Raw genomic sequence first — 20,076 nt, 5'->3', positions numbered from 1 at the left:
TACTATGGCGAAACATTTGGTTGTTGTTGAGTCTCCAGCAAAGTGTAAAACGATATCCAAATATCTTGGAAAAGATTTTGCTGTGAGAGCAACGATGGGTCACATAATTGATCTGCCCGAAAAAGAACTGGGGGTGGACATAGAGCGAGATTTTAAGCCTAAATACACCCCATCTAAAGGCAAAAGGCGTGTTTTACGTGAGTTAAAGGATGAAGCTGCAAAGGCTGATGATATCTATCTTGCTCCTGACCCTGACCGTGAAGGGGAAGCTATTGCCTGGCATGTGGCTCAAAGTATAGCAAAAGAAAATGGAAATATCAAACGGGTCATGTTCAATGAGATAACCAAGAGGGCTGTGCTTTCTGCGTTCGATGATCCTCATCAAATTGATATGAACAAAGTTAACGCACAGCAGGCGCGTAGGATACTGGACCGAATTGTTGGTTATCAGGTATCACCCATTCTTTGGAGAACCGTTTTTAGGGGATTAAGTGCAGGACGCGTGCAGTCTGTTGCATTGCGCCTTATCTGTGAACGTGAAGATGAAATAAACGCTTTTGAGAAGAAAGAGTACTGGTCCATTCATGGTACTTTCGAGTATGATAAGACTCAGTTTTCTGCTAAACTTGTTTCTATTGAAGGGCGCAAGGCCTCAAATGTTGACAAACCATTACTACCCGATGAAACTGCTGCAAAATCAACGATAGATCGACTTAAAAGGGCAGAATTCAAGGTCATAGATGTTCAGAAAACTGAAAAGAAAAGGAAGCCATACCCTCCCTTTATTACAAGTACTTTGCAACAGGAAGCTTCCCGGAAACTGAATTTCAGCGCAGCAAAAACAATGATGATTGCACAGCAACTCTATGAAGGTTTAGAACTTGGGCATCTTGGCTCTATGGGTCTTATCACCTATATGCGTACAGACTCAACACGTATTGCGACCGAGGCCTTAAATGACGCAAGATCGCTGATAGCGACGATGTTTACCGAAAAACATCTTCCTTCGGCTCCGCGTCTGTATGGAAAAAACAAAAATGCTCAGGATGCTCACGAAGCTATTCGACCCTCTCAGGTACAGCCCGATTTAGCTCCTGAAAAGGTAAAACAGTTTTTAACCAAAGATCAATTCAGACTTTATGAACTAATTTGGAAAAGATTTTTGGCGTCACAGATGGAAAATGCTCTTTTCGATTCAACAAGGGTTGATATAGACGGTGATAAATGTGTTCTCAGAGCTAATGGTTCCATAATGAAATTTGATGGTTTTCTCGCTCTTTATGATGAAAGTGTAGATGAATCGTCGGAAAGTAGTGATAAACAGGATGAAAAAATACCAGTTCTTAAGGTTGATGACAAGCCAGCACTGAAAGCTCTTTCTGATAAGCAACACTTTACCCAGCCACCACCAAGGTACACCGAAGCATCACTTGTGCGGGAATTAGAAGACAAAGGGATTGGCAGACCGAGTACCTATGCTCAAATTATTGATACGCTAAAAAGACGTAAATATACTGAAGTTGAAAGCAGACGGTTTAAACCTACAGAAATAGGGTACATGGTAAAGAATATTCTTATCCGGGAATTTCCCAAGATATTCGATGTTCATTTCACCGCAGATATGGAATCAACTCTTGATAACATTGAAGAAGGTAATGCCGAGTGGGTGAATGTGTTAAAAGAGTTTTACAGCCCGTTTGCAGATAGATTAAATGATGTGCGTAAGAATATAAAGGATCTTCGTGCACAGAATCAGGAAGTAACTGACAGAACGTGTCCAGAATGCCAGGAGCATCCGCTGGTTGTTAAATGGAGTAGGAATGGTAAATTCCTTGCTTGTCAGGGTTTCCCATCCTGTAAGTATACTGAGCCACTGGAAAAGATTGAAGTCGAAACAACCGATGAAAAGTGTGATAAATGTGGTTCACCAATGGTGGTGCTGTCCATTAAGGGCAACAAGTTTCTTGGGTGTTCAAAGTATCCGGATTGTAAAAATACCCGTTCCATCTCTACAGGGGTTACCTGTCCGCAGGAAGGGTGCGACGGAGCGATTGTGCAGCGTAAGACCAGAAGAGGTAAAGTATTTTTTGGTTGCAGCAATTATCCAAATTGTACGTTTGCTTCCTGGGACCCACCCGTTGATAAAAAATGTGAAAAATGCGGGTATCCAATCCTGGTAAGAAAAGAAAACAAAAGGAAGGGTGTTTTTCTACGCTGTCTTTCCTGCAAAGTTGAATACCCTGAAGAAGGTGAAACTACTACAGAGACAACCTCAACAGAACAGCTTCAGCAGGAAAAGTAGATGATTGCGGAAAATCGGGTTACAGTTGTTGGAGCCGGTTTGGCTGGATCGGAAGCTGCATTGGTGTTGGCTTCAATGGGGGTAAATGTAACCCTGTTTGAAGCCAGACCCCATTTCATATCTCCGGCTCACAAGACTCAAATGCCTGCTGAACTTGTGTGTTCAAACTCTTTTAAAGCTAAAGAGCCACCTTCTGCGCATGGTTTGCTTAAAGAAGAACTTATTGAACTTCGGAGTCCTGTGATTAAAGCGGCCAAAGAGACCGCTGTTCCCGCTGGAGCTGCACTTGCAGTTAACCGTGAGCATTTTTCTAAATATGTTTTAGATTTGATTGAGCAGGAGCCACGAATAGATCTCATACGAAAAGAGATAACTTCACTTCCTGTTAATGGGGCGCCGTGTATTGTAGCTGCAGGCCCTCTTGCTTCTCAAAAACTGACATCCTGGATACAGGAAAATGTATCTTCAACAAAACTTCATTTCTACGATGCAATTGCACCAATAATCGATGCAGACTCTATAGATATGAGTGTAGCCTTTCATGCTTCAAGAAGAGATGCAGAAAACAAGGATTATTTAAACTGCCCTTTTTCAGAAGAAGAGTATAATTCCTTCTATACTGCACTCAGGGACGCCGATCGTACCAATGCCAGAGAGTTTGAAAGCATGCGCTTTTTTGAGGCTTGTTTACCGGTTGAAGTTATGGCTGAGCGGGGGTATAAATGTTTGGCTTTCGGTCCATTACGTCCTGTTGGATTTGTGGATCCCCGCACAGGAAAACGTCCCTATGCATTGTGTCAACTTAGGAAGGAAGATGCAGGGGGCGATAGTTACAATATGGTCGGGTTTCAAACCAGGTTGACAGTTCCTCAACAAAAAATTGTGTTCAGAATGATTCCGGGGCTTGAGAATGCAGAGTTCCTTCGGTTTGGAAGTATACATAGAAATACTTATGTGGACTCACCAAAATTACTTAACTATAATCTGTCTTTAAAAAAATATCCTCATCTCTTTATGGCTGGTCAGATGTGTGGTAACGAAGGCTATACCGAAAGTATTGCGACCGGACATATGGCCGCTTTATTTGCAAAAGCAAAACTGGATGGTGAAATATTGCCTCCTGCACCACAAGAGACTGCCCTTGGAGCCATGCTCAGGCACGTTACTTCATCAACACAGGAACCTTTTTCGCCATCAAATATTCACTTTGGGCTTTTCCCACCTCTATCTCAGGAACTATTTAAGAAAAGAGATGGAAAAAAGAGGAAAAAGGAACTCCTGTGCAGCAGAGCTTTAGAGTCCCTTAGGCAATGGAATGAAAATATCGGTTAACAGAGAGGCTTAACCATGTCCTTCAAGGATTTGCTCTATTGCATTCACTCGTGCTTTTAAATCGTTGTTTTTCTCTAATTCAGCTTCGATTTTCTTAAATGAATGGATAACAGTGGAGTAATCGCGTCCACCAAATTCAAGCCCTATACTTCTAAGTGATTGTCGTGTCCATTTTTTGCAAAGATACATAGCTACAGAGCGGGGAAGAGCAACTTCTTTTTTGCGTGTATGAGCGGCAAACTGATTTGCGCTGATTGAGAACTCCTCAGCAGTTTTTTGCTGAATGAATTTTATTGAAAGCCGTTCTTCTTTGCTTGAGATGGCATCTCCGCATAACTGCTTTGCTACATCTAACGTGATATCTCTACCAGTAAAAGAGGAGGACGCAATGAGTTTTATCAAAGTGCCTTCAAGTTCTCTGACGTTTGAAGTAATATGACCGGCAATATACTGAAGTACCTCTTCGGGAAGAATTAAACCATCAGTTTCTGCCTTTTTGCGAAGTATTGCGATTCTGGTTTCAAGATTAGGGGGTTGAATGTCGGTATTAAGTCCACCCATGAATCGGTTTATGATGTGATCCATCATATCGGGAATCTTGTCTGGCTGTCTGTCTGAAGAAAGAACAATCTGTTTGTTATTGAGCAGAAGCTTGTTAAAAATCCTAAAAAATTCCTTCTGTGTTCCCGGTTTTCCACTAAAGAACTGAATGTCGTCTATTAAAAGCAGATCAACATCAGAAAACTTTTTATAAAATGAAGTTGAATCTTTTTTGTTCACTACATAATTAATGTACTGATTGGTAAATTCTTCACTGGTAAGATAAACAACATTATCCGCTGTTCCCTCAGTTTGTGCAAAATGACCAATCGCCTGAAGCAGATGGGTTTTTCCTAATCCGGTGCCACCATAGATAATAAGAGGGTTGAAGGTGGTTTTACCTGGTGCTTCGGCTACCGCAAGGGCCGCAGCATGAGCCATTCTGTTGCTGTCACCAACTACATAGCTCTCAAAGCGATAATTTGGGTGAAATTGATCATTTTTCTGAACAACATGTGGAATTTTTCTCTCTTGTGTTTCAGTTAGCTCTTCAGTGAGTGGCTGTACAATTTTCCAGTCTTTTTCAGTTGGTACAAAAGAAAGACTGGTAACCTCTACAGAGTTCTCTTTTAATACCTCTGAAATCAGAGTGGAGAAATGTTCCTCAATAAAATCCGCAAAAAACTGATTTGGAACCAGAAGGGAAACATCTCCATTAGGTCCAACTTTGAGATCTGTAGTTCTAAACCATGTTTCATAACTTGCAGGTCCAACTTTATGTTGTATTTTTGAGAGGCAGTTTTGCCAAAGAGATGTAACTGGTAAATCCTGAGATAGATTGTCTGCCAACATGTTATCAACACACCTTAAAATTGACATGGAGAAAAATGATTAAATTAAGCCTATATAAACCGGCAATAACAGAAAAAATGTAATATTAATTGCAAGTTCTTGAAATACAGTGCGATAGAGTGAGAAAAAGTTAGTTCGGTTGGTAGTCTCAACAAGTTTTCCACGCTTTATCAACACCATCTCCACCAGTTATCCACAAAGGTTTATCCACATTAAACAGGTGATCAGAATTGCAAAAAGAATATAAATTCAATAGTCACATCTTCAAAGCAAAAATTCTAAAAAAATTAAAAAACGAATGACAAAAGGTTACGGTTGCGTTTGATGAATCAATCTGGGCTATTTATTTCTAAAACTTAAAAAAAAATACAGAAATTATTGTTTTGCAGTGTGGCATAACTATTAAGGGCTTAATGCAGATGAAGCTTTTAGTTTTCACCAAAATCTGATGCGCAGTGGTAGTCCATAAGCTCTAATCATCTCAGCTTGCTCACGGATTGATAGAAGTTGTTTTTTCATCCTTTCCAGCTCATCTGCCCCAATAATTGGATCAGGATCCTGTAAAGGCTCGATTGCTGATGAAGCAAGGTGCAATAGTTCATCAATATGGTTGACAAGCGTTTCGGTTTTATTTAGTAAGTTAGATAGGGATAACAAGGTTTCAGGGGTAACAGATGAAGCCTTTTGAGTAAGAAACATTGCTTGATTTAAAGCTCCGGAAAAAGACCCCATAGCTAAATTGATATCAGAATTTGTTTTTTGAGTAAAACTTGTTAAATTCATCATTATTGTATCAAAGGTTAGACATGCTTTAGAAAAATCATCAATCAGGGAGTTTCTGGTTTCTGAGCCCAGGAGCAAAATAGTGCTAAGATCGGACAAGCTTTTTACGATCTTATGTAGTGTGTCTACATAGGCAAGAGCTTCCGGTGGACCCATTTTGAACGAACCTGTGAGGAGAGTGTCTGTTGAGAGATGTTTTGAATTAGGGGTACCCGGAGAGATATTTATCATCCTTTGACCCATTAATCCTTCAGGTAAAAGTTCTATTACAACGTCCCCAAACAGTTTAATTGAGTCTTCAAGATAAATTTCGGTGACAATACCATATTTGGTGGGTGTTATATTTTGCACTGAACCACGTTGAACTCCGCTAATATATACAGGGTCATGGAGATTCAGACCACCACTTTTTTCAAAAAAAACTTTGAGTGAGTATCCTGAGGTGCTTGAACCGAAGAAATACCCAATGCTGATTATGATAAAAAGCAGGAGAAAGGAAAGGATAATATAGCCAAGTTTGCGATCGCTCATTACTTAAAGATAGCAGAGACGATAGAAAAAGTCAATTATTATATATAGTATTTATTGGAATGTAACAAAGTTATTAAGTTTTGAACGGCAAAAACCGATAAAGATAGAAGGATTAATAAACGAAGCTTAAATGAGGGTAAGAGTATGGGCATCTCGATTAACGGACCATCAGGAATTGATACTGGCTATATTATTGAATCGCTGGTAAATATTGAGTATGACAAGGTTCGCGCAGTAGAAGTGAATAAAAGTGCCTATCAGGTTAGAATTGATGCTTATTCCAGTCTTCAGGGACTACTTTCAGATATTCAGTCCAAAGCCAGTGAACTATCTAAGATAACTTCATTTGATGTATTTAATACCCATTCAACCAACGAAAGTGTGGCTACGATTTCAGGGGGAACGGGTAGTGTTGATGGAAGCTATGATGTTAGGGTATTTCAGACTGCTGAATATGAGAAAATGGCCAGTGTTGCAGGAAGGGTTACAAGCCAAAATACATCACTTTCGGAGCTTGGAATTGGGGTTGGTGAAATAAGCGTCGACGGGGCTTCTATAACTATAAATGAAACCGACACTATTCAAGATCTTAGGATGAAGATCAATAATGCGACTAATGAAGATGGTCGACCCTTGGATGTGAATGCATCGGTTATGAGAGTTAGTGATGATGATTATCGTCTCATACTTTCATCTCGAAATACTGGTTCTGAGGGTATAGAATATAGAGACATTTCTGGCACTACGCTGCAGGATTTAGGAATTATTGTAAATGCTGAGGGAGATAAAGGAAATATAAATCAGGTTCTTCGCTCATCTTTAGATATTGAATCACAATTTGAATCTCTGGTAGTTGGTGAGTCGATTACCTATTCGGGTACCGACCACAATGGCAATACAGTTTCGGGTACTTTTATTAAAAATGATTCCTCTACTATTGAAGATTTATTAAAGCACATACAACATACCTATAACGATATGGTTGATGTAAGTGTGAGTGAGAATGGTGAACTTTTGATAAGTGATAAGGTTACAGGTAGTTCAGCTCTTACTATGTCTTCTCTTTCTCTCGGTTCAACAGATATTGATATCGGTATAGATGCTGTAGGGGTATCAGGAGCTGGTGTTTTGAATGTGGGTAAGGATGCTCACTTTAGTGTTGAGGGAATTGCAATGAAATCCAGCACTAATTCCAGTAGCGGATTTCTCACCGGCGTAACCCTTGACATTCATGGTACAAGTACTGAAAGGGTTACTGTTTCATTGGACAGGGATCATGATACAATACAGGAAAAATTTACAGATCTAATCAATTCATATAATGATTTATTGAGATTTGTAAAAAGAGAGACTACAATGGGAGATCCAACCGATGAAGGTAATACCCGTCGAGGTGCTTTGGCTGGAGATATGACTGCAAATAATATACTCAACCAAGTCAATTCAGCTTTTCGTCAACAATTTGATCTCTTTGATACATCGTTACAAAATTTTACTATGGTAGGACTTAAAACTGATCCTAAATCAGGTGAACTATCGCTTGATCAGGATATGTTTACAAGGGCTTTAGAAGAGAATTTGGATGATGTAATGCGCTTATTTGTAACTACTGGTATTAGTGACAATGAACAGGTGTTTATGGGCACAAGTAGTAATGATACCAGGAGCGGACAATATATTATCGAAGAGATTGATGATGAGCACCTTAGAATACGGTTGGATGGAACGGATGAATGGTTTACATCAAGAAGAAGAGTTGGAGATGTAGTTTCATTTAATGAAGGTCCTGCCAAAGGACTGACAATTACGGCTCCCATGGGGAGTATTGGTGATGGGCAATCTACATTTACTTTATCCAAAGGACTTTCAAGTACTCTGGATGATACGGTCAGCCGTATAACAAATTCTGATGAGGGATTGATAAGCTTAAGACAAGATTCATGGCGAAGAAGTATAAAAAATGCCGATAATAGAATAGATCAACTTAAAGACAGAATTGAACGTTATAGAGCCAGACTGGTAAGGCAGTTTACGGATATGGAGCAGGCAATGAGCCAGCTTCAATCTCAGAGTATGAACATGATGCAAACATTGGGAAATATGGCTTAACCGGGAGTAAAAGTGAAACAGGGATACAGTGCTTATAAAAATACGAGTGTAGATACAGCTGATCAGGGTAAACTAATAATAATAGCTTATGATGTTGCTATTAAGCATTCGAAACTTGCACTTGAGAAATTTGATGATTATAGATTACTTGAAGAGAGAACAAACCATATGTTTAAAGTACAGGATGCTATAACTGAACTGGTAAGCTCTCTTAATTTAGAAGTCGGAGAGGTTGCGATTAATCTCTATAAGTTATACGATTATATGCTCCGAACCCTTGTAGATGCAAGTGTAAAGAGTAAAAAAGAAAAATTGGTTGAAGTACTGGGGTATCTTGAAACTCTCAGGTCGGCATGGGCAGAAGCATCTTTAAAAGTTAAAACCCAGGCTGCAAGCAGGAAAGAATCTTCAGGGCTAACCGTAAGGGGTTAAAACATGAGTGTTGGATGTTTAAAACAGATTAGAGACTGCTATTTGCAGATCAGACAATTAACTGAAGAGTTTCTTTATGAACCCACCGAAGAGGATTTACAGTGCTTACTTGATCTTAGATCAAATCTGTTATCTAAAGTAGAACCGCTTAAAGGTAATATACACGAAAAAGATCAGGAGAATCCTATTGTAAGAGAAATCAAAAATCATATTGAATATATTGTAGAGATGGATAAAAGAGCTGCAGAGTATATAAGAAAAAGGATGAATGAAATTCAAACAGAACTATCAACTCTGCAAAAAAATGGCACAGCTGTCAAAGCCTATACTGCACAGATTAGAAATTAGAGTTTTTTAAGGATTATTGAAATTAAATCACTACTAACAAAGAGCTCCTCGGAACCTGTTTCCATATCTTTTAGTCTCAATTTGCCTTCGTTGTATTCCTCACCTCCAACGAAAAGCACATATTTTGCTCTTGCGGCATTTGCTGCTTTTAGTTGTTTACCCACAGCGATATTCTCTCGTAATGAGAACTCGCAGCTTATTGAATTTTGTCTTAGTATTTGTGCTGTTTTAATTATTTCATCATAAGAAATATTAATAGATACAAGGAATATATCACTTCTTGGTGGGAGTGGAGGCTGGATTCCTTTTTCCTTCAAAAAGTCACCTAATACTACATCTCCGGCCGCAAATCCTACCGCAGGAGTTGGTGGGCCGCCATATAGTTTTATCAGGGTATCATAACGTCCACCCCCGGCTATAGCACGCATGCTCTTATCTACATCAAACAATTCAAAGACAACACCTGTATAATAAGCCAGACCTCTTACAATCCCAATATCAAAAACCGTATAGTCTTTCATCCCATATGAGTTTAACAGGGAAAAGAGATGTTTTAAATTTTTTACGGAAGGTAAAAGACCAAATTTTTCTTCGACTTCATCCAAAGAAACCAAAGAGAAAATATTTTTAACTTTATCGCGGATGCAGCAATCTCCTACCGTTTTTTCCAATTCAACATCGTAGATATCAGATGGTATTTTGTGTTTTTTATCCAACAGAGCATAAAGCGCACCATGTCGGGTTTTTGGTATGCCAATGCTCTCAAACAGCTCTTCCAGCAAGGTACGGCTGGATATGCGAGCCTTAAAGTCCTGTGAGGAGAACCCAAAATCACGCATCATAGAAATAGAAGCAGCTATGAGCTCCGCATCAGCACTTACGTCTTCGATTCCAAGCAAATCCATATTGAGCTGAAAAAATTCCCGTAACCGTCCTCTCTGCATCTTCTCGTATCTGAATAGGCGGGGAATTGAGTACCATCGTACAGGACGTTTAAGATTTGTACCTCTGGAAGCAACCATACGAGCGACGGTGGGAGTAAGTTCTGGACGAAGGGAAAGAGAGCGACCACCTTTGTCCTCAAAAGAATACAATTGTTTTTCTATCTCGTTTCCTGATTTTTTGCTATATACCTCAAGATGTTCAAACATTGGACCTTCGCACTGCTCAAAACCATATTTTTCGCTACTTTTTCTCCATGAATCGAAGATAAACTGTTGAAAAGCCATATCTTCAGGATAAAAATCCCGAGTTCCTCTTGGACCTGTAGGCACTGCCATGTATTCAATTCCTTTTATAGTTGAAAGATCTGGGTTTGATAAAATATGTTTCGGCTCCGGTTTAAGCCAAGTTGTAGATGTGGCGTTTGGGTGTTTGGTTAATAACCGCAAATGAGGTAATAAAGGATAGGGGGTATTGTCTCAGGATTGTACGCACCTCTGGGTCTTTCTATTAGTAACTTCGGACCAAAATTAAGCCTTTTTACCCGTTTTTGAGGCATATATTACTAAAGAGACTATAAGAAGTATGATAAAGAGATAAAATATTATTTGTGCGATTCCTGCTGCTGCTGTAGCAATGCCGGTGAAACCCAAAATGCCTGCTATGATGGCAATGATAAGAAAAAGTATTAACCAGCCAAGCATGCACCCTCCTTGTTTTTTAGATGGGGGATTTACCTATAACTGTTGGATTTTGTTTATATGAACACCACTCCGTAAATGACCCTTCATAGAGGTACACTCTGGGATAGTTTAGAATCCATTTGAAGGCAATAAAGGCGTTTGTCGCTTCACGACCTGTTCCGCAATAACAAATAATTGTTTTAGCTTCTGTTGCTCCCCGTTCTGTTACCATTTTTCTAATGTGTTCTGCACTTTGGAAAAGATAGGAATTATTATGATCCATAAAGGTCTTCCAGGGTATATTTACTGCCTTGGGAATATGGCCCTGCTTTTCCCATACGCCTGATTCTTCGTATGACGCGGGGGGGCGCACATCAACAATAAAAGATGTGTTTTGGTCTTTTAGCTCAAGAAACTGGTTATAACTTAGGAACAGGTCATTTTGTATAGCAGTTTTGAAATCCCCCTTTTTTACCATAGGATATTCTCTGGTTAAGTTGCCGTTAGCTTTTATCCATTCTCTTAACCCGCCATTAAGAAAATAAACTTTCTTTACACCATACCGGAAGAGCGAATAGCAACACATTGCTCCTTCAAGACCATCTCCGGAGTTAGAGAAGGCACCTTGAGAAGAATACACCACAACGGTACTGGTAGAGTGGATGCCAGATCTTCTAAGCATCTCCTCAATTAGCGCTTCTGGTTGATAACGAGTTGGTATATTATCTTCCCAGCTTCGCCATAATTTATCACTGATGTATATAGAGCCAGGAATATGCTCATAGAGGTAATCATAGATGTCGGGCTGTGAATCGATAATGATTAGGTCCTCTTTACCTTGGTTATTCATTAGCCACTGAGGAGTTATAAGTTCAACCGACATTTTTTTGTTTCCCTTCTTACTCGGTTTTTGAGTCTATAGAAAAAAAACCGCCTTTGGCAAGACTATTAAGCTGTTTGTCTATCCCACACTCTTCTTCCAGAATCTCTTCAAGTATTTCTGCCACTTCATCATAACCAATTTCGCGAGCGGAAGTATGGGCGGCACAATAACAAGACACTTCGTACTGCGTTAATCGCTGAGCAGCATAAATAAGGGCTGTGTCTTTGACTGCAGGATCAGCTTCAACTCTGAACAGTTCCTTGCATTCATTGAGGAGCCCCTCTGCAGCAATACACCACTCACCGTCGTGTTCAACATTCAATATTTTTAACACCTTTTCCAGTCTTTTCATCTGTTCCTCTGTTCTGCGAAGATGGGCAAGAAAGGTCTGTCGTAGATCAGAGGAATAGGAAGCTTCTGTAAGAACCGGAAGAATTTGGGATATTTGGAGTTCGGAGTTGTATAACTTTAATATCTGGTTTTGAAGAAGGTCCTCAAGACTGTTGAGCCTCATTTAAACTCCTTTATTACAGGGCGTATGGTTTGTGCAAAAATGATGTGAGATGTTTTTAAAGCAAAATGCGAACCATCATAGAATTGAATTGAAGCAGGCAGATTTATAGACGTGGTTTATTAAAAAAGGAGTAATTTCCCGAAAGTGGAAATTGAAATTGAAAAACATCGCAGAATCTACGTAAAAAAGAGATTGTGGGGGTGGTATAAGTGTTGCTTAAAATCCAATTGAACCCAGAGTGACCATTGTTTTACCAGGAGTAGCATATCTATGCAGTCATCCGGACTGCTCAGTGATGAGCATAGCCGTTTACGTGTTATTCTCTCTCAAATGGAAGAGCATGCAATCAGCACTGTTAGGATCAGAGAAAAGCTCTTTGAGCGATTCTATAACCTGTTGAGCAGTCATATGAAATTTGAAGAAGTGGTTCTACGTGGCCTTTTGGATCAGAATGTGGACTGTTCAGATGAAATTCATCAGTTGATTGAAGAGCATTACCTTTTTAGACTAATGCTTTTTGAAATGAAAGCTGTTCCAAAGAATCATAAGCGCTGGGGTGCAAAGGTTAGAATTGTAAAAGATTTCATAGACAGGCATATCGATTACGAAGAAATTGATTTTTATGAAGCACTTAGAGAAGCTCTTTCTGAGGAGCAATTCAAAATAGTTTGGAAGAATTTTTCTCAAAGTAGAGATGAAATGGGATTTAATCTCACAACTTAAATATATAACCCCTGCTGCTTAATTGCTCTTACCATTCTTAAAATAGGAAATACGATCCTAACGATGTTCTCTAAAAAACTTTCAGTCTATAACTAAAGATAGTTCATTAGCCCTCTACCTTCTTACCTTAAAAACAATTCACTATGTCTACAATATGGCACGAAAGTTGATTGCAATAAAGGTTCAGAGTTTCTGATTCAACCTTAAAGTAAAGTTGAATTAACTATTAAAAGAAATAAATAGAAATATTTAACAGTGATCAACAATGATGGTGGGATTATTATGAGTAAACAAGTGCTAATTACCGGAGGAGCTGGTTTCATTGGTTCCCATCTCGCTGATGAGTTATTGAGATCTGGCTATAGGGTCAGGGTACTTGATAATCTCTGTTCCCAGGTGCATGGTCCCGATGCAAAAGTACCTTCATACCTAAGCAAAGACGTCCAGTTTATTTATGGTGATGTAAGAGACAAAGACTGTTTGAAATATGCTCTTGAGGGCGTGGATGCTGTGTACCACTTTGCTGCTGCCGTGGGGGTGGGGCAGAGCATGTATCAGATTCAAAGATACACCGAAATAAACAATATCGGAACAGCTACTCTCCTTGAATGCTTGGTAGGAAGAAACATAGAAAAGCTGGTTGTTGCATCAAGTATGAGCGTATATGGTGAAGGTCTTTATGAAAGCACTAATGGAGGGTGTAGTGAAAACGTTGAGCGCTGCTCAGAGCAGTTAAAGAATGCGCAGTGGGATCCCGTTGACAATACGGGTTGCATACTCAAAGCGCTTCCAACCCCCGAAACTAAAAAGCCCTCTCTTACATCATTGTATGCATTATCTAAGTACGATCAGGAACGGATGTGTTTAATGCTGGGGAGAGCCTATAGTATACCGGTAGTAGCTTTGCGTTTTTTTAATGTTTATGGAAGTCGCCAGGCACTCAGTAACCCTTACACCGGGGTAATGGCAATTTTTGCATCAAGGTTGTTAAATAGCAAATCACCTGTAATTTTTGAAGATGGAAATCAAAGCAGAGATTTTGTTAGTGTTAAAGATGTAGCTTCTGCATGCTCTCTTGTCTTGAAATCTGATATAAAGGACAAGGTATTAAATATTGGGACCGGAAAGAGAATTACAATCAATGAAGTAGCTCAAATGCTTATGGATGTATTAGGAAAAAATGATGTGGAGCCTCATATAAGTGCAAAGTTTAGAGCTGGAGATATAAGACATTGTTTCTCAGATATATCTCTTGCAAAAAATGTTTTAGGCTATAGACCAAAAGTAGACATTAAGCAGGGTATTATCGAAATGTCTGAATGGCTTGAGGGTCAGATTGCAATAGACAATATTGAAAAAGCTAATGCCGAACTGGTGGAACGGGGGCTCTGGTCATGAATGGGGTTTTTACAAATCTGCAAGGGCCTGTTGTTGTAACAGGAGGGGCAGGATTCATTGGTACTAATTTATGTAACCGACTGGCATTGGCTGGCCACGATGTCATTATTTATGACAATTTGTCCCGGAACGGATCAAAAGACAATTTAGAGTGGTTGAGTATACAACATGGAAACAAAATTAAACCGGTAATTGCAGATGTAAGAAATGCTTCAGATCTTAACCGTTGTATTCAATGTGCTTCAGTTGTTTTTCATTTAGCTGCACAGGTGGCAGTAACAACGAGCATCAATGACCCAAGAGAAGATTTCGATGTGAACCTCGGCGGTACGATTAATGTACTTGAATCAGTGCGAAAAAGTAAAAAATGCAAATTTCTTCTCTACACTTCAACAAATAAAGTATACGGTCAGCTTTGTGATCTAGCGCTTCAAAAGGATAATAAGCGTTATATTCCAATCGATGAACAAGCAATGAAGGGTATAAATGAACGGAGAAATCTGGATTTCCATAGTCCCTATGGGTGTTCAAAGGGTGGAAGCGAACAATATGTTCTTGATTATGCAAGAATCTATAACTTACCTGCAGTTGTATTTAGAATGAGCTGCATGTACGGGCCCCATCAATTCGGTAATGAAGATCAGGGATGGGTTGCTCACTTTGTAATAAACCACCTGGAAAAAAAAGGTATAACGCTTTTTGGTGATGGTTTTCAGGTAAGAGATGTGCTATATGTTGATGATTTAATACATGCATTTGCGCTGGCAATTAAAAATATTGAAAATATAAAAGGAAACGCGTTTAACATTGGCGGAGGTCCACAGAACGCTGTGAGTCTGCTTGAAACCATAGATTTTATTTCAGAACTTGACGGTGCAGAAGCAAACAAAATATATGCCCCATGGAGATCGGGGGATCAGAAATTTTATATAAGTGACTTTTCGGATTTTTCGGTAAAAACCGGTTGGGAGCCTAAGGTAAGTTGGAGAAATGGTGTAAAACGGCTATACAGGTGGCTTTCAGAGAATAGAATAAGCAAAGTATCGATGGAAAAGGAGAATGTAGGATGAGAGAAGATCTTTTAGCAAAGGAATGCCCGGAAACTAAGGAAAAAGAAATAGTAGTAGAAATGGAGGCGCTGCGCTGTTTATACCCTAAAAAATTTGTACCAGAAAAAATATGTTTGCGACAAAACTTAAAAGATGAAGTTTTGGTAAAATTACAGGGGTGTGGTGTTTGTGCTTCAAATATTCCAATTTGGGAAGGAAGAGATTGGTTTTCTTATCCTTTAGATTATGGTGCTCCGGGACATGAAGGGTGGGGGATCGTTGAAGAGATAGGAGATAATGTAAGAGACGTTCAAGTAGGTGATAGAGTATGTTTTATTTCGAATAAAGCATTTGCCCAGTATGAAATAGTTAATGGGAAAAATCTGGTTACTGTTCCTCGTGAACTCAATGATTTGTATTTTCCTGGTGAACCGTTGGGTTGTGCTATGAATATTTTTGAGAGAAGTAATATTCAACCTGGACAAAATGTAGCAATTGTAGGCAACGGTTTTTTGGGAATATTGCTTGTCAGGTTATGTTCATTGGCTGGAGCCAGAGTTGTTGCTCTTTCCAGGAGACATTTTGCATTAGAACTCGCAGAACAGTTTGGAGCTTCTGAAGTTGTTTCTATGGATGATCATAACAAGGTTATCCAGCATGTTGCAAACCTTACTCAATCGAAGGGATGTGAAACCGTTATTGAAGCCTCTGGTCACAGTTGGCCATTGAATATAGCCTCAGAAATTATTGCTAACAGGGGAAGATTGATTATAGCCGGGTATCACCAGGATGGAAACAGGAGTATAAATCTGCAACAGTGGAACTGGAAAGGAATAGATGTAATTAATGCTCATGAACGGGAAGAGTCGAAATATATTGAAGGTATGAAAAAGGCAGTTCAAGTAATTTGTGAAGGTAAGATAGATATAGCTCCTTTAATCACGCACACCTTTCCATTGAGAGAGACAAATGAAGCATTCGAAATCATGAACTCAAGACCAGATGGTTTTTTGAAAGCTGTGGTGATACCATGACTGTAGAAACTAAAAGTATAACTCAAAAACTAAATTTAGCTTTTATCGGTCTGGGCTGGATAGGGTATAATAGAATGCAGGCTGTGCTTGGAAGTGGTCTGGCTCAGGCACTCTATCTTTCCGATACTCAACCCTGTACACTATCAAAAATCAGTGAAAATAATCCTTATGCATATCTATGCACTGATTCTCAGCAAATAGATTACAGTGCTGTTGATGGAGTTGTAATAGCAACGCCAAGTGCATTACATGGAAAGCAAACAATTGATGCGTTAGAAGCAGGGTGTTCTGTTTTTTGTCAAAAACCTCTCGCCAGAACCGCAGGTGAATGCAGAGAAATATTGGATACTGCACGAATTCAGGATAAACTTCTGGGCGTGGATTTTTCATATCGTCATCTTAAGGCCACATCACTTACTAAAGAACTTCTGAAAAGTGGTGATATAGGAGAGATATATGCTGTAGATGCCTGTTTTCACAATGCCTATGGTCCTGATAAGGAATGGTTCTATAACCCTTCATTATCAGGTGGTGGTTGTGTTATGGATTTAGGTATTCATATGGTTGATACTGTATTGTACTTACTTGATGAACATCAGGTTAAAACTGTGTCTGGAAAACATTTTTCTAAAGGCAAACCTGTGAGTAATAAAATGGGTATCATAGAAGACCATTCTTTTGTTCAGATTGGGCTTGAAAACAACACTAATGTCCAAATCGCCTGTTCATGGAATTTAAATACCGGATGCGATGCTGTTATAAATATCACTTTATTTGGAACCAGGGGTTCACTTTGTATTAAAAATGTAAATGGTTCATTTTATGACTTTACCCTTGAACGATATAGGGGAACTTCAAAAGAAGTTTTGCTTAGTCCTCCTGATGATTGGGGTGGTAGGGCTATCGTTGAGTGGGCACAAAACCTTTATGAAGGGAAAAAATATGATCCTGAAGGAGAGCGTCTGTATACTGTTTCCCAGATCATTGATAGTATATACGGAAGATAGTTGGTAGGGTACCTGAAAGGAGTAAGAAAATGTTTAATGATAACTCAAAAATCACATCAAATCATCGGTTCATCAAAAAATGGGTTGAGGAGCGTGGTGGTTTTCCTGTACTAGTTCCTGATGAACTTATTGCTAAAGAAGAAAGTGGAGTTATCAGAATACTGTTTCCCGAGGATTCAGATAAAGAAAAGTATGAACCTATTTCATGGGATAAATTTTTTGAAAAATTTGACCAGGCTCATCTTGCATTTCTTTGTGAAAAGAATAGTGATGGCCATGATCATTACTATAAATTAATAAGCATAAATGGTGAGTAAGAATAACAGCTTGAGAGAAAAAATAAAAAAAGTTTAGGTAGGGAGGGTCAAGTGAAGCGGTTATTAATAACAACCGATACAGTGGGTGGAGTATGGTCATATACTGTTGAGCTTGTAAGTGCTTTGCATAAACTGGGATTTGAAATAGCACTTGCAAGTATGGGAAAAAAGCTTAATAGAGCTCAAAGAAGCGAAATTTCTGGACTTTCTAATCTACAATTATTTGAGAGTAGGTATAAATTAGAATGGATGAATGATCCCTGGAGCGATGTTGATCAGACTAAAGAGTGGCTTTCTTCAATCGCTGAGTTTATTGCTCCTGATATCGTACATTTAAACGGCTTTTCCTACGGTTCTGTAAAATGGAATATTCCTTCCCTTATTGTGGCACACTCTTGTGTGTATTCCTGGTATAGAGCTGTTAAAAATAAGGATCCAGAAAGCGAACAGTGGAGTCAATATAAAGAGAGTGTTTCAAGGGGACTAGAGGGGGTGGATTATATAGTCGCTCCATCAAAAGATATGTTAGATTCACTAAGTTCCAATTACAAAGTGTCTTTTCGCGGCAAGGTAATTTTTAACGGAAGAAACAGACATTTATTTGTGCCCAAAATAAAAGATCCATATATCCTTACAGCGGGAAGGCTTTGGGATGAGGGGAAAAACATTAGAACTTTAGCATCCATAGCACATCGATTACCATGGCAGGTCCTTGTTGCTGGTGAGGGGATAGATGAAATTAGTAAAGGTGATGTGCACTGGCTTGGTCGATGTACTCCTTTTGAAGTTGGACAATGGATGGGAAGCGCTTCGATATATGTTTTACCAGCCAGATACGAACCCTTCGGATTATCTGTTTTAGAGGCTGCATTATGTGAATGTGCACTTGTTTTGGGAAATATAGCAAGCTTAAGAGAAGTTTGGGGAGACAGTGCTTTTTTTGTTGATCCTGAAGATGGTGAACAACTACAGGATACGTTACAGATGTTGATACACAAACCATGGATACGCAGGGAATACGGAGAGAGAGCAAGGCAACGTGCACTGCAGTTTTCTGTATCTCGCATGGTGTATTCGTATTTGGATTTATATCAGGAATTAATAGATCGCAATAAATTTAACAGTAATCATAGGGAGAAAACGTTATGCGCATAGCCTTTTTTGCTCATTCGTTTATCTCAGATTGGAATCATGGAAACGCCCACTTTTTAAGAGGGATTGCTTCTGAGTTAAAGAGTAGAGGGCATGAAGTTTTACTTTTTGAACCAGAGAATAGTTGGAGTCTTTCAAATCTTGTTAGAGCTCAAGGAGAAGGGGTATTTAAAGGTTATGATGAATTTTTTCCGGATCTTAAGAGTAGAAAGTATAATTTACAAGAAATAGACCTGGGAAAAGAACTCGATGGTGTAGATTTAGTTATAGTTCATGAATGGAACCATCCGGAATTAGTACGACGTATAGGAAAATACAGGCGGGCATTACCTCGATTAAGAATACTATTTCATGATACTCATCATCGGTCTGTGACAGCACCATCAGAAATGGAAGATTATGATCTCTCTTATTACGATGGCGTTTTGGCTTTTGGTAAAGTAGTTAGAGATATTTACCTTGAAAAATCATGGATACAGAAGGCATGGGTATGGCACGAAGCGGCTGACATTAGAACATTCAAACCAATAGAAACTCAAAAGACAGATGGAGACATTGCCTGGATAGGAAACTGGGGAGATGATGAAAGAACTAAAGAGTTGGAAGAATATCTTTTTAAACCAGTAAGTACATTGGGGTTGAGATGTGCGATTCATGGGGTTAGATATCCTGACCATGCAATATCTCTTTTAAATAATAATGGGATAGAATATAGAGGATGGATTGCAAACTATATGGTGCCTTCACTGTTCTCTCGATTCAAGATGACCGTTCACATTCCAAGAAAACCTTATGTTGAAAAGCTACCTGGAATACCTACTATTCGTCCCTTTGAAGCACTATCATGTGCCATTCCACTGATATGTTCTCCCTGGGATGATTGTGAAAAAATGTTTACTGAGGGAGAGGATTATCTGATGGCTCGTGACGGCAAAGAAATGAAGAAATTGATATTGGAGGTGTTAAACAACCAAGAGTTAAGGGAATCTTTAGCAACAAAAGGGAGAAATACTATTTTGCAGCGCCATACCTGTAGGCATCGTGTAGATGAATTAATGGATATTTGCTCTGAAATAGGTATTAAAATCGAAAATAACAGATCAAATAATGAGACAAGAGTGATCTGAATGCTTCAGAGAGGAGGA

Annotated in this window: 19 protein-coding genes; 13 read left to right on the top strand and 6 right to left on the bottom strand. The window is 39.1% G+C overall.

The genetic code is table 11. The annotated features are described in order from the left end of the window. The first annotated feature begins 4 nt into the window (after positions 1-4). Both topA and trmFO read left to right on the top strand, forming a co-directional pair. A complete protein-coding gene (gene topA, locus QA601_09845; GenBank protein MDG5815382.1) occupies positions 5-2,302 on the top strand; it encodes a type I DNA topoisomerase in 2,298 nt (765 codons plus the stop codon). After that, positions 2,303-3,634: a methylenetetrahydrofolate--tRNA-(uracil(54)-C(5))-methyltransferase (FADH(2)-oxidizing) TrmFO gene (trmFO, locus tag QA601_09840; protein ID MDG5815381.1), complete on the top strand. Its 1,332-nt coding sequence runs from the start codon at positions 2,303-2,305 to the stop codon at positions 3,632-3,634. A 9-nt stretch (positions 3,635-3,643) separates the two neighbouring features. Here trmFO and dnaA read toward each other — a convergent pair whose 3' ends face one another. Both dnaA and QA601_09830 read right to left on the bottom strand, forming a co-directional pair. Beyond that, positions 3,644-5,026 (bottom strand): chromosomal replication initiator protein DnaA, encoded by a 1,383-nt coding sequence (dnaA, locus tag QA601_09835; GenBank protein ID MDG5815380.1) that lies wholly within the window; start codon positions 5,024-5,026, stop codon positions 3,644-3,646. Between the two features lie 435 nt (positions 5,027-5,461). Beyond that, positions 5,462-6,340, bottom strand: coding sequence for an MlaD family protein (locus tag QA601_09830; GenBank protein MDG5815379.1), 879 nt, complete (start codon positions 6,338-6,340; stop codon positions 5,462-5,464). Between the two features lie 144 nt (positions 6,341-6,484). Between QA601_09830 and fliD the strand changes: the two genes are divergently transcribed. Genes fliD through QA601_09815 form a run of 3 tightly spaced genes read left to right on the top strand, consistent with a single transcriptional unit; the run spans position 6,485 to position 9,229 of the window. Then, positions 6,485-8,449 (top strand): flagellar filament capping protein FliD, encoded by a 1,965-nt coding sequence (gene fliD, locus QA601_09825; protein MDG5815378.1) that lies wholly within the window; start codon positions 6,485-6,487, stop codon positions 8,447-8,449. A 12-nt stretch (positions 8,450-8,461) separates the two neighbouring features. Beyond that, positions 8,462-8,881 carry a flagellar export chaperone FliS gene (fliS, locus tag QA601_09820; protein MDG5815377.1) on the top strand — a complete coding sequence of 140 codons (420 nt, stop codon included), beginning with the start codon at positions 8,462-8,464 and terminating at the stop codon, positions 8,879-8,881. Between the two features lie 3 nt (positions 8,882-8,884). Beyond that, positions 8,885-9,229 carry a hypothetical protein gene (locus tag QA601_09815; protein MDG5815376.1) on the top strand — a complete coding sequence of 115 codons (345 nt, stop codon included), beginning with the start codon at positions 8,885-8,887 and terminating at the stop codon, positions 9,227-9,229. Here QA601_09815 and hisS read toward each other — a convergent pair. The 4 genes from hisS to QA601_09795 form a co-directional block, all read right to left on the bottom strand. Continuing rightward, on the bottom strand, positions 9,226-10,509 hold the full coding sequence (hisS, locus tag QA601_09810) for a histidine--tRNA ligase (protein ID MDG5815375.1): 1,284 nt from the start codon (positions 10,507-10,509) through the stop codon (positions 9,226-9,228). The genes QA601_09815 and hisS overlap by 4 nt on opposite strands. A gap of 192 nt (positions 10,510-10,701) precedes the next feature. Further along, on the bottom strand, positions 10,702-10,875 hold the full coding sequence (locus QA601_09805; GenBank protein MDG5815374.1) for a DUF1328 domain-containing protein: 174 nt from the start codon (positions 10,873-10,875) through the stop codon (positions 10,702-10,704). 16 nt (positions 10,876-10,891) lie between these two features. Further along, a complete protein-coding gene (locus tag QA601_09800; GenBank protein ID MDG5815373.1) occupies positions 10,892-11,737 on the bottom strand; it encodes a sulfurtransferase in 846 nt (281 codons plus the stop codon). Positions 11,738-11,753: 16 nt separating this feature from the next. After that, entirely contained in the window at positions 11,754-12,251 is a 498-nt protein-coding gene (locus QA601_09795; protein ID MDG5815372.1) for a DUF892 family protein, read from the bottom strand. A 270-nt stretch (positions 12,252-12,521) separates the two neighbouring features. On the opposite strand from QA601_09795, the gene QA601_09790 reads away from it, so the two are divergent. The 8 genes from QA601_09790 to QA601_09755 all read left to right on the top strand — a co-directional run bounded on the left by QA601_09790 (position 12,522) and on the right by QA601_09755 (position 20,058). Then, positions 12,522-12,974, top strand: coding sequence for a hemerythrin domain-containing protein (locus QA601_09790; protein MDG5815371.1), 453 nt, complete (start codon positions 12,522-12,524; stop codon positions 12,972-12,974). Positions 12,975-13,256: 282 nt separating this feature from the next. Next, positions 13,257-14,372 (top strand): GDP-mannose 4,6-dehydratase, encoded by a 1,116-nt coding sequence (locus tag QA601_09785; GenBank protein MDG5815370.1) that lies wholly within the window; start codon positions 13,257-13,259, stop codon positions 14,370-14,372. Next, positions 14,369-15,442 (top strand): NAD-dependent epimerase/dehydratase family protein, encoded by a 1,074-nt coding sequence (locus QA601_09780; GenBank protein MDG5815369.1) that lies wholly within the window; start codon positions 14,369-14,371, stop codon positions 15,440-15,442. Before QA601_09785 ends, QA601_09780 begins: the two co-directional genes overlap by 4 nt. After that, complete coding sequence (locus tag QA601_09775) at positions 15,439-16,455, top strand: zinc-binding dehydrogenase (GenBank protein ID MDG5815368.1); 1,017 nt, start codon at positions 15,439-15,441, stop codon at positions 16,453-16,455. Before QA601_09780 ends, QA601_09775 begins: the two co-directional genes overlap by 4 nt. Continuing rightward, entirely contained in the window at positions 16,452-17,462 is a 1,011-nt protein-coding gene (locus tag QA601_09770; GenBank protein MDG5815367.1) for a Gfo/Idh/MocA family oxidoreductase, read from the top strand. The genes QA601_09775 and QA601_09770 overlap by 4 nt, the downstream gene beginning before the upstream one ends. A gap of 29 nt (positions 17,463-17,491) precedes the next feature. Beyond that, a complete protein-coding gene (locus tag QA601_09765) occupies positions 17,492-17,779 on the top strand; it encodes a hypothetical protein (GenBank protein MDG5815366.1) in 288 nt (95 codons plus the stop codon). A 51-nt stretch (positions 17,780-17,830) separates the two neighbouring features. Continuing rightward, entirely contained in the window at positions 17,831-18,934 is a 1,104-nt protein-coding gene (locus QA601_09760; GenBank protein ID MDG5815365.1) for a glycosyltransferase family 4 protein, read from the top strand. Continuing rightward, positions 18,925-20,058, top strand: coding sequence for a glycosyltransferase (locus QA601_09755; GenBank protein MDG5815364.1), 1,134 nt, complete (start codon positions 18,925-18,927; stop codon positions 20,056-20,058). Before QA601_09760 ends, QA601_09755 begins: the two co-directional genes overlap by 10 nt. The last annotated feature ends 18 nt before the right edge of the window (positions 20,059-20,076 follow it).

The sequence above is a fragment of the Chitinispirillales bacterium ANBcel5 genome (assembly GCA_029688955.1).
Lineage (GTDB): Bacteria > Fibrobacterota > Chitinivibrionia > Chitinivibrionales > Chitinispirillaceae > Cellulosispirillum > Cellulosispirillum alkaliphilum.
Note: the sequence above shows the minus strand (reverse complement) of the source record. Positions and strands in the feature narration are given on the sequence as shown.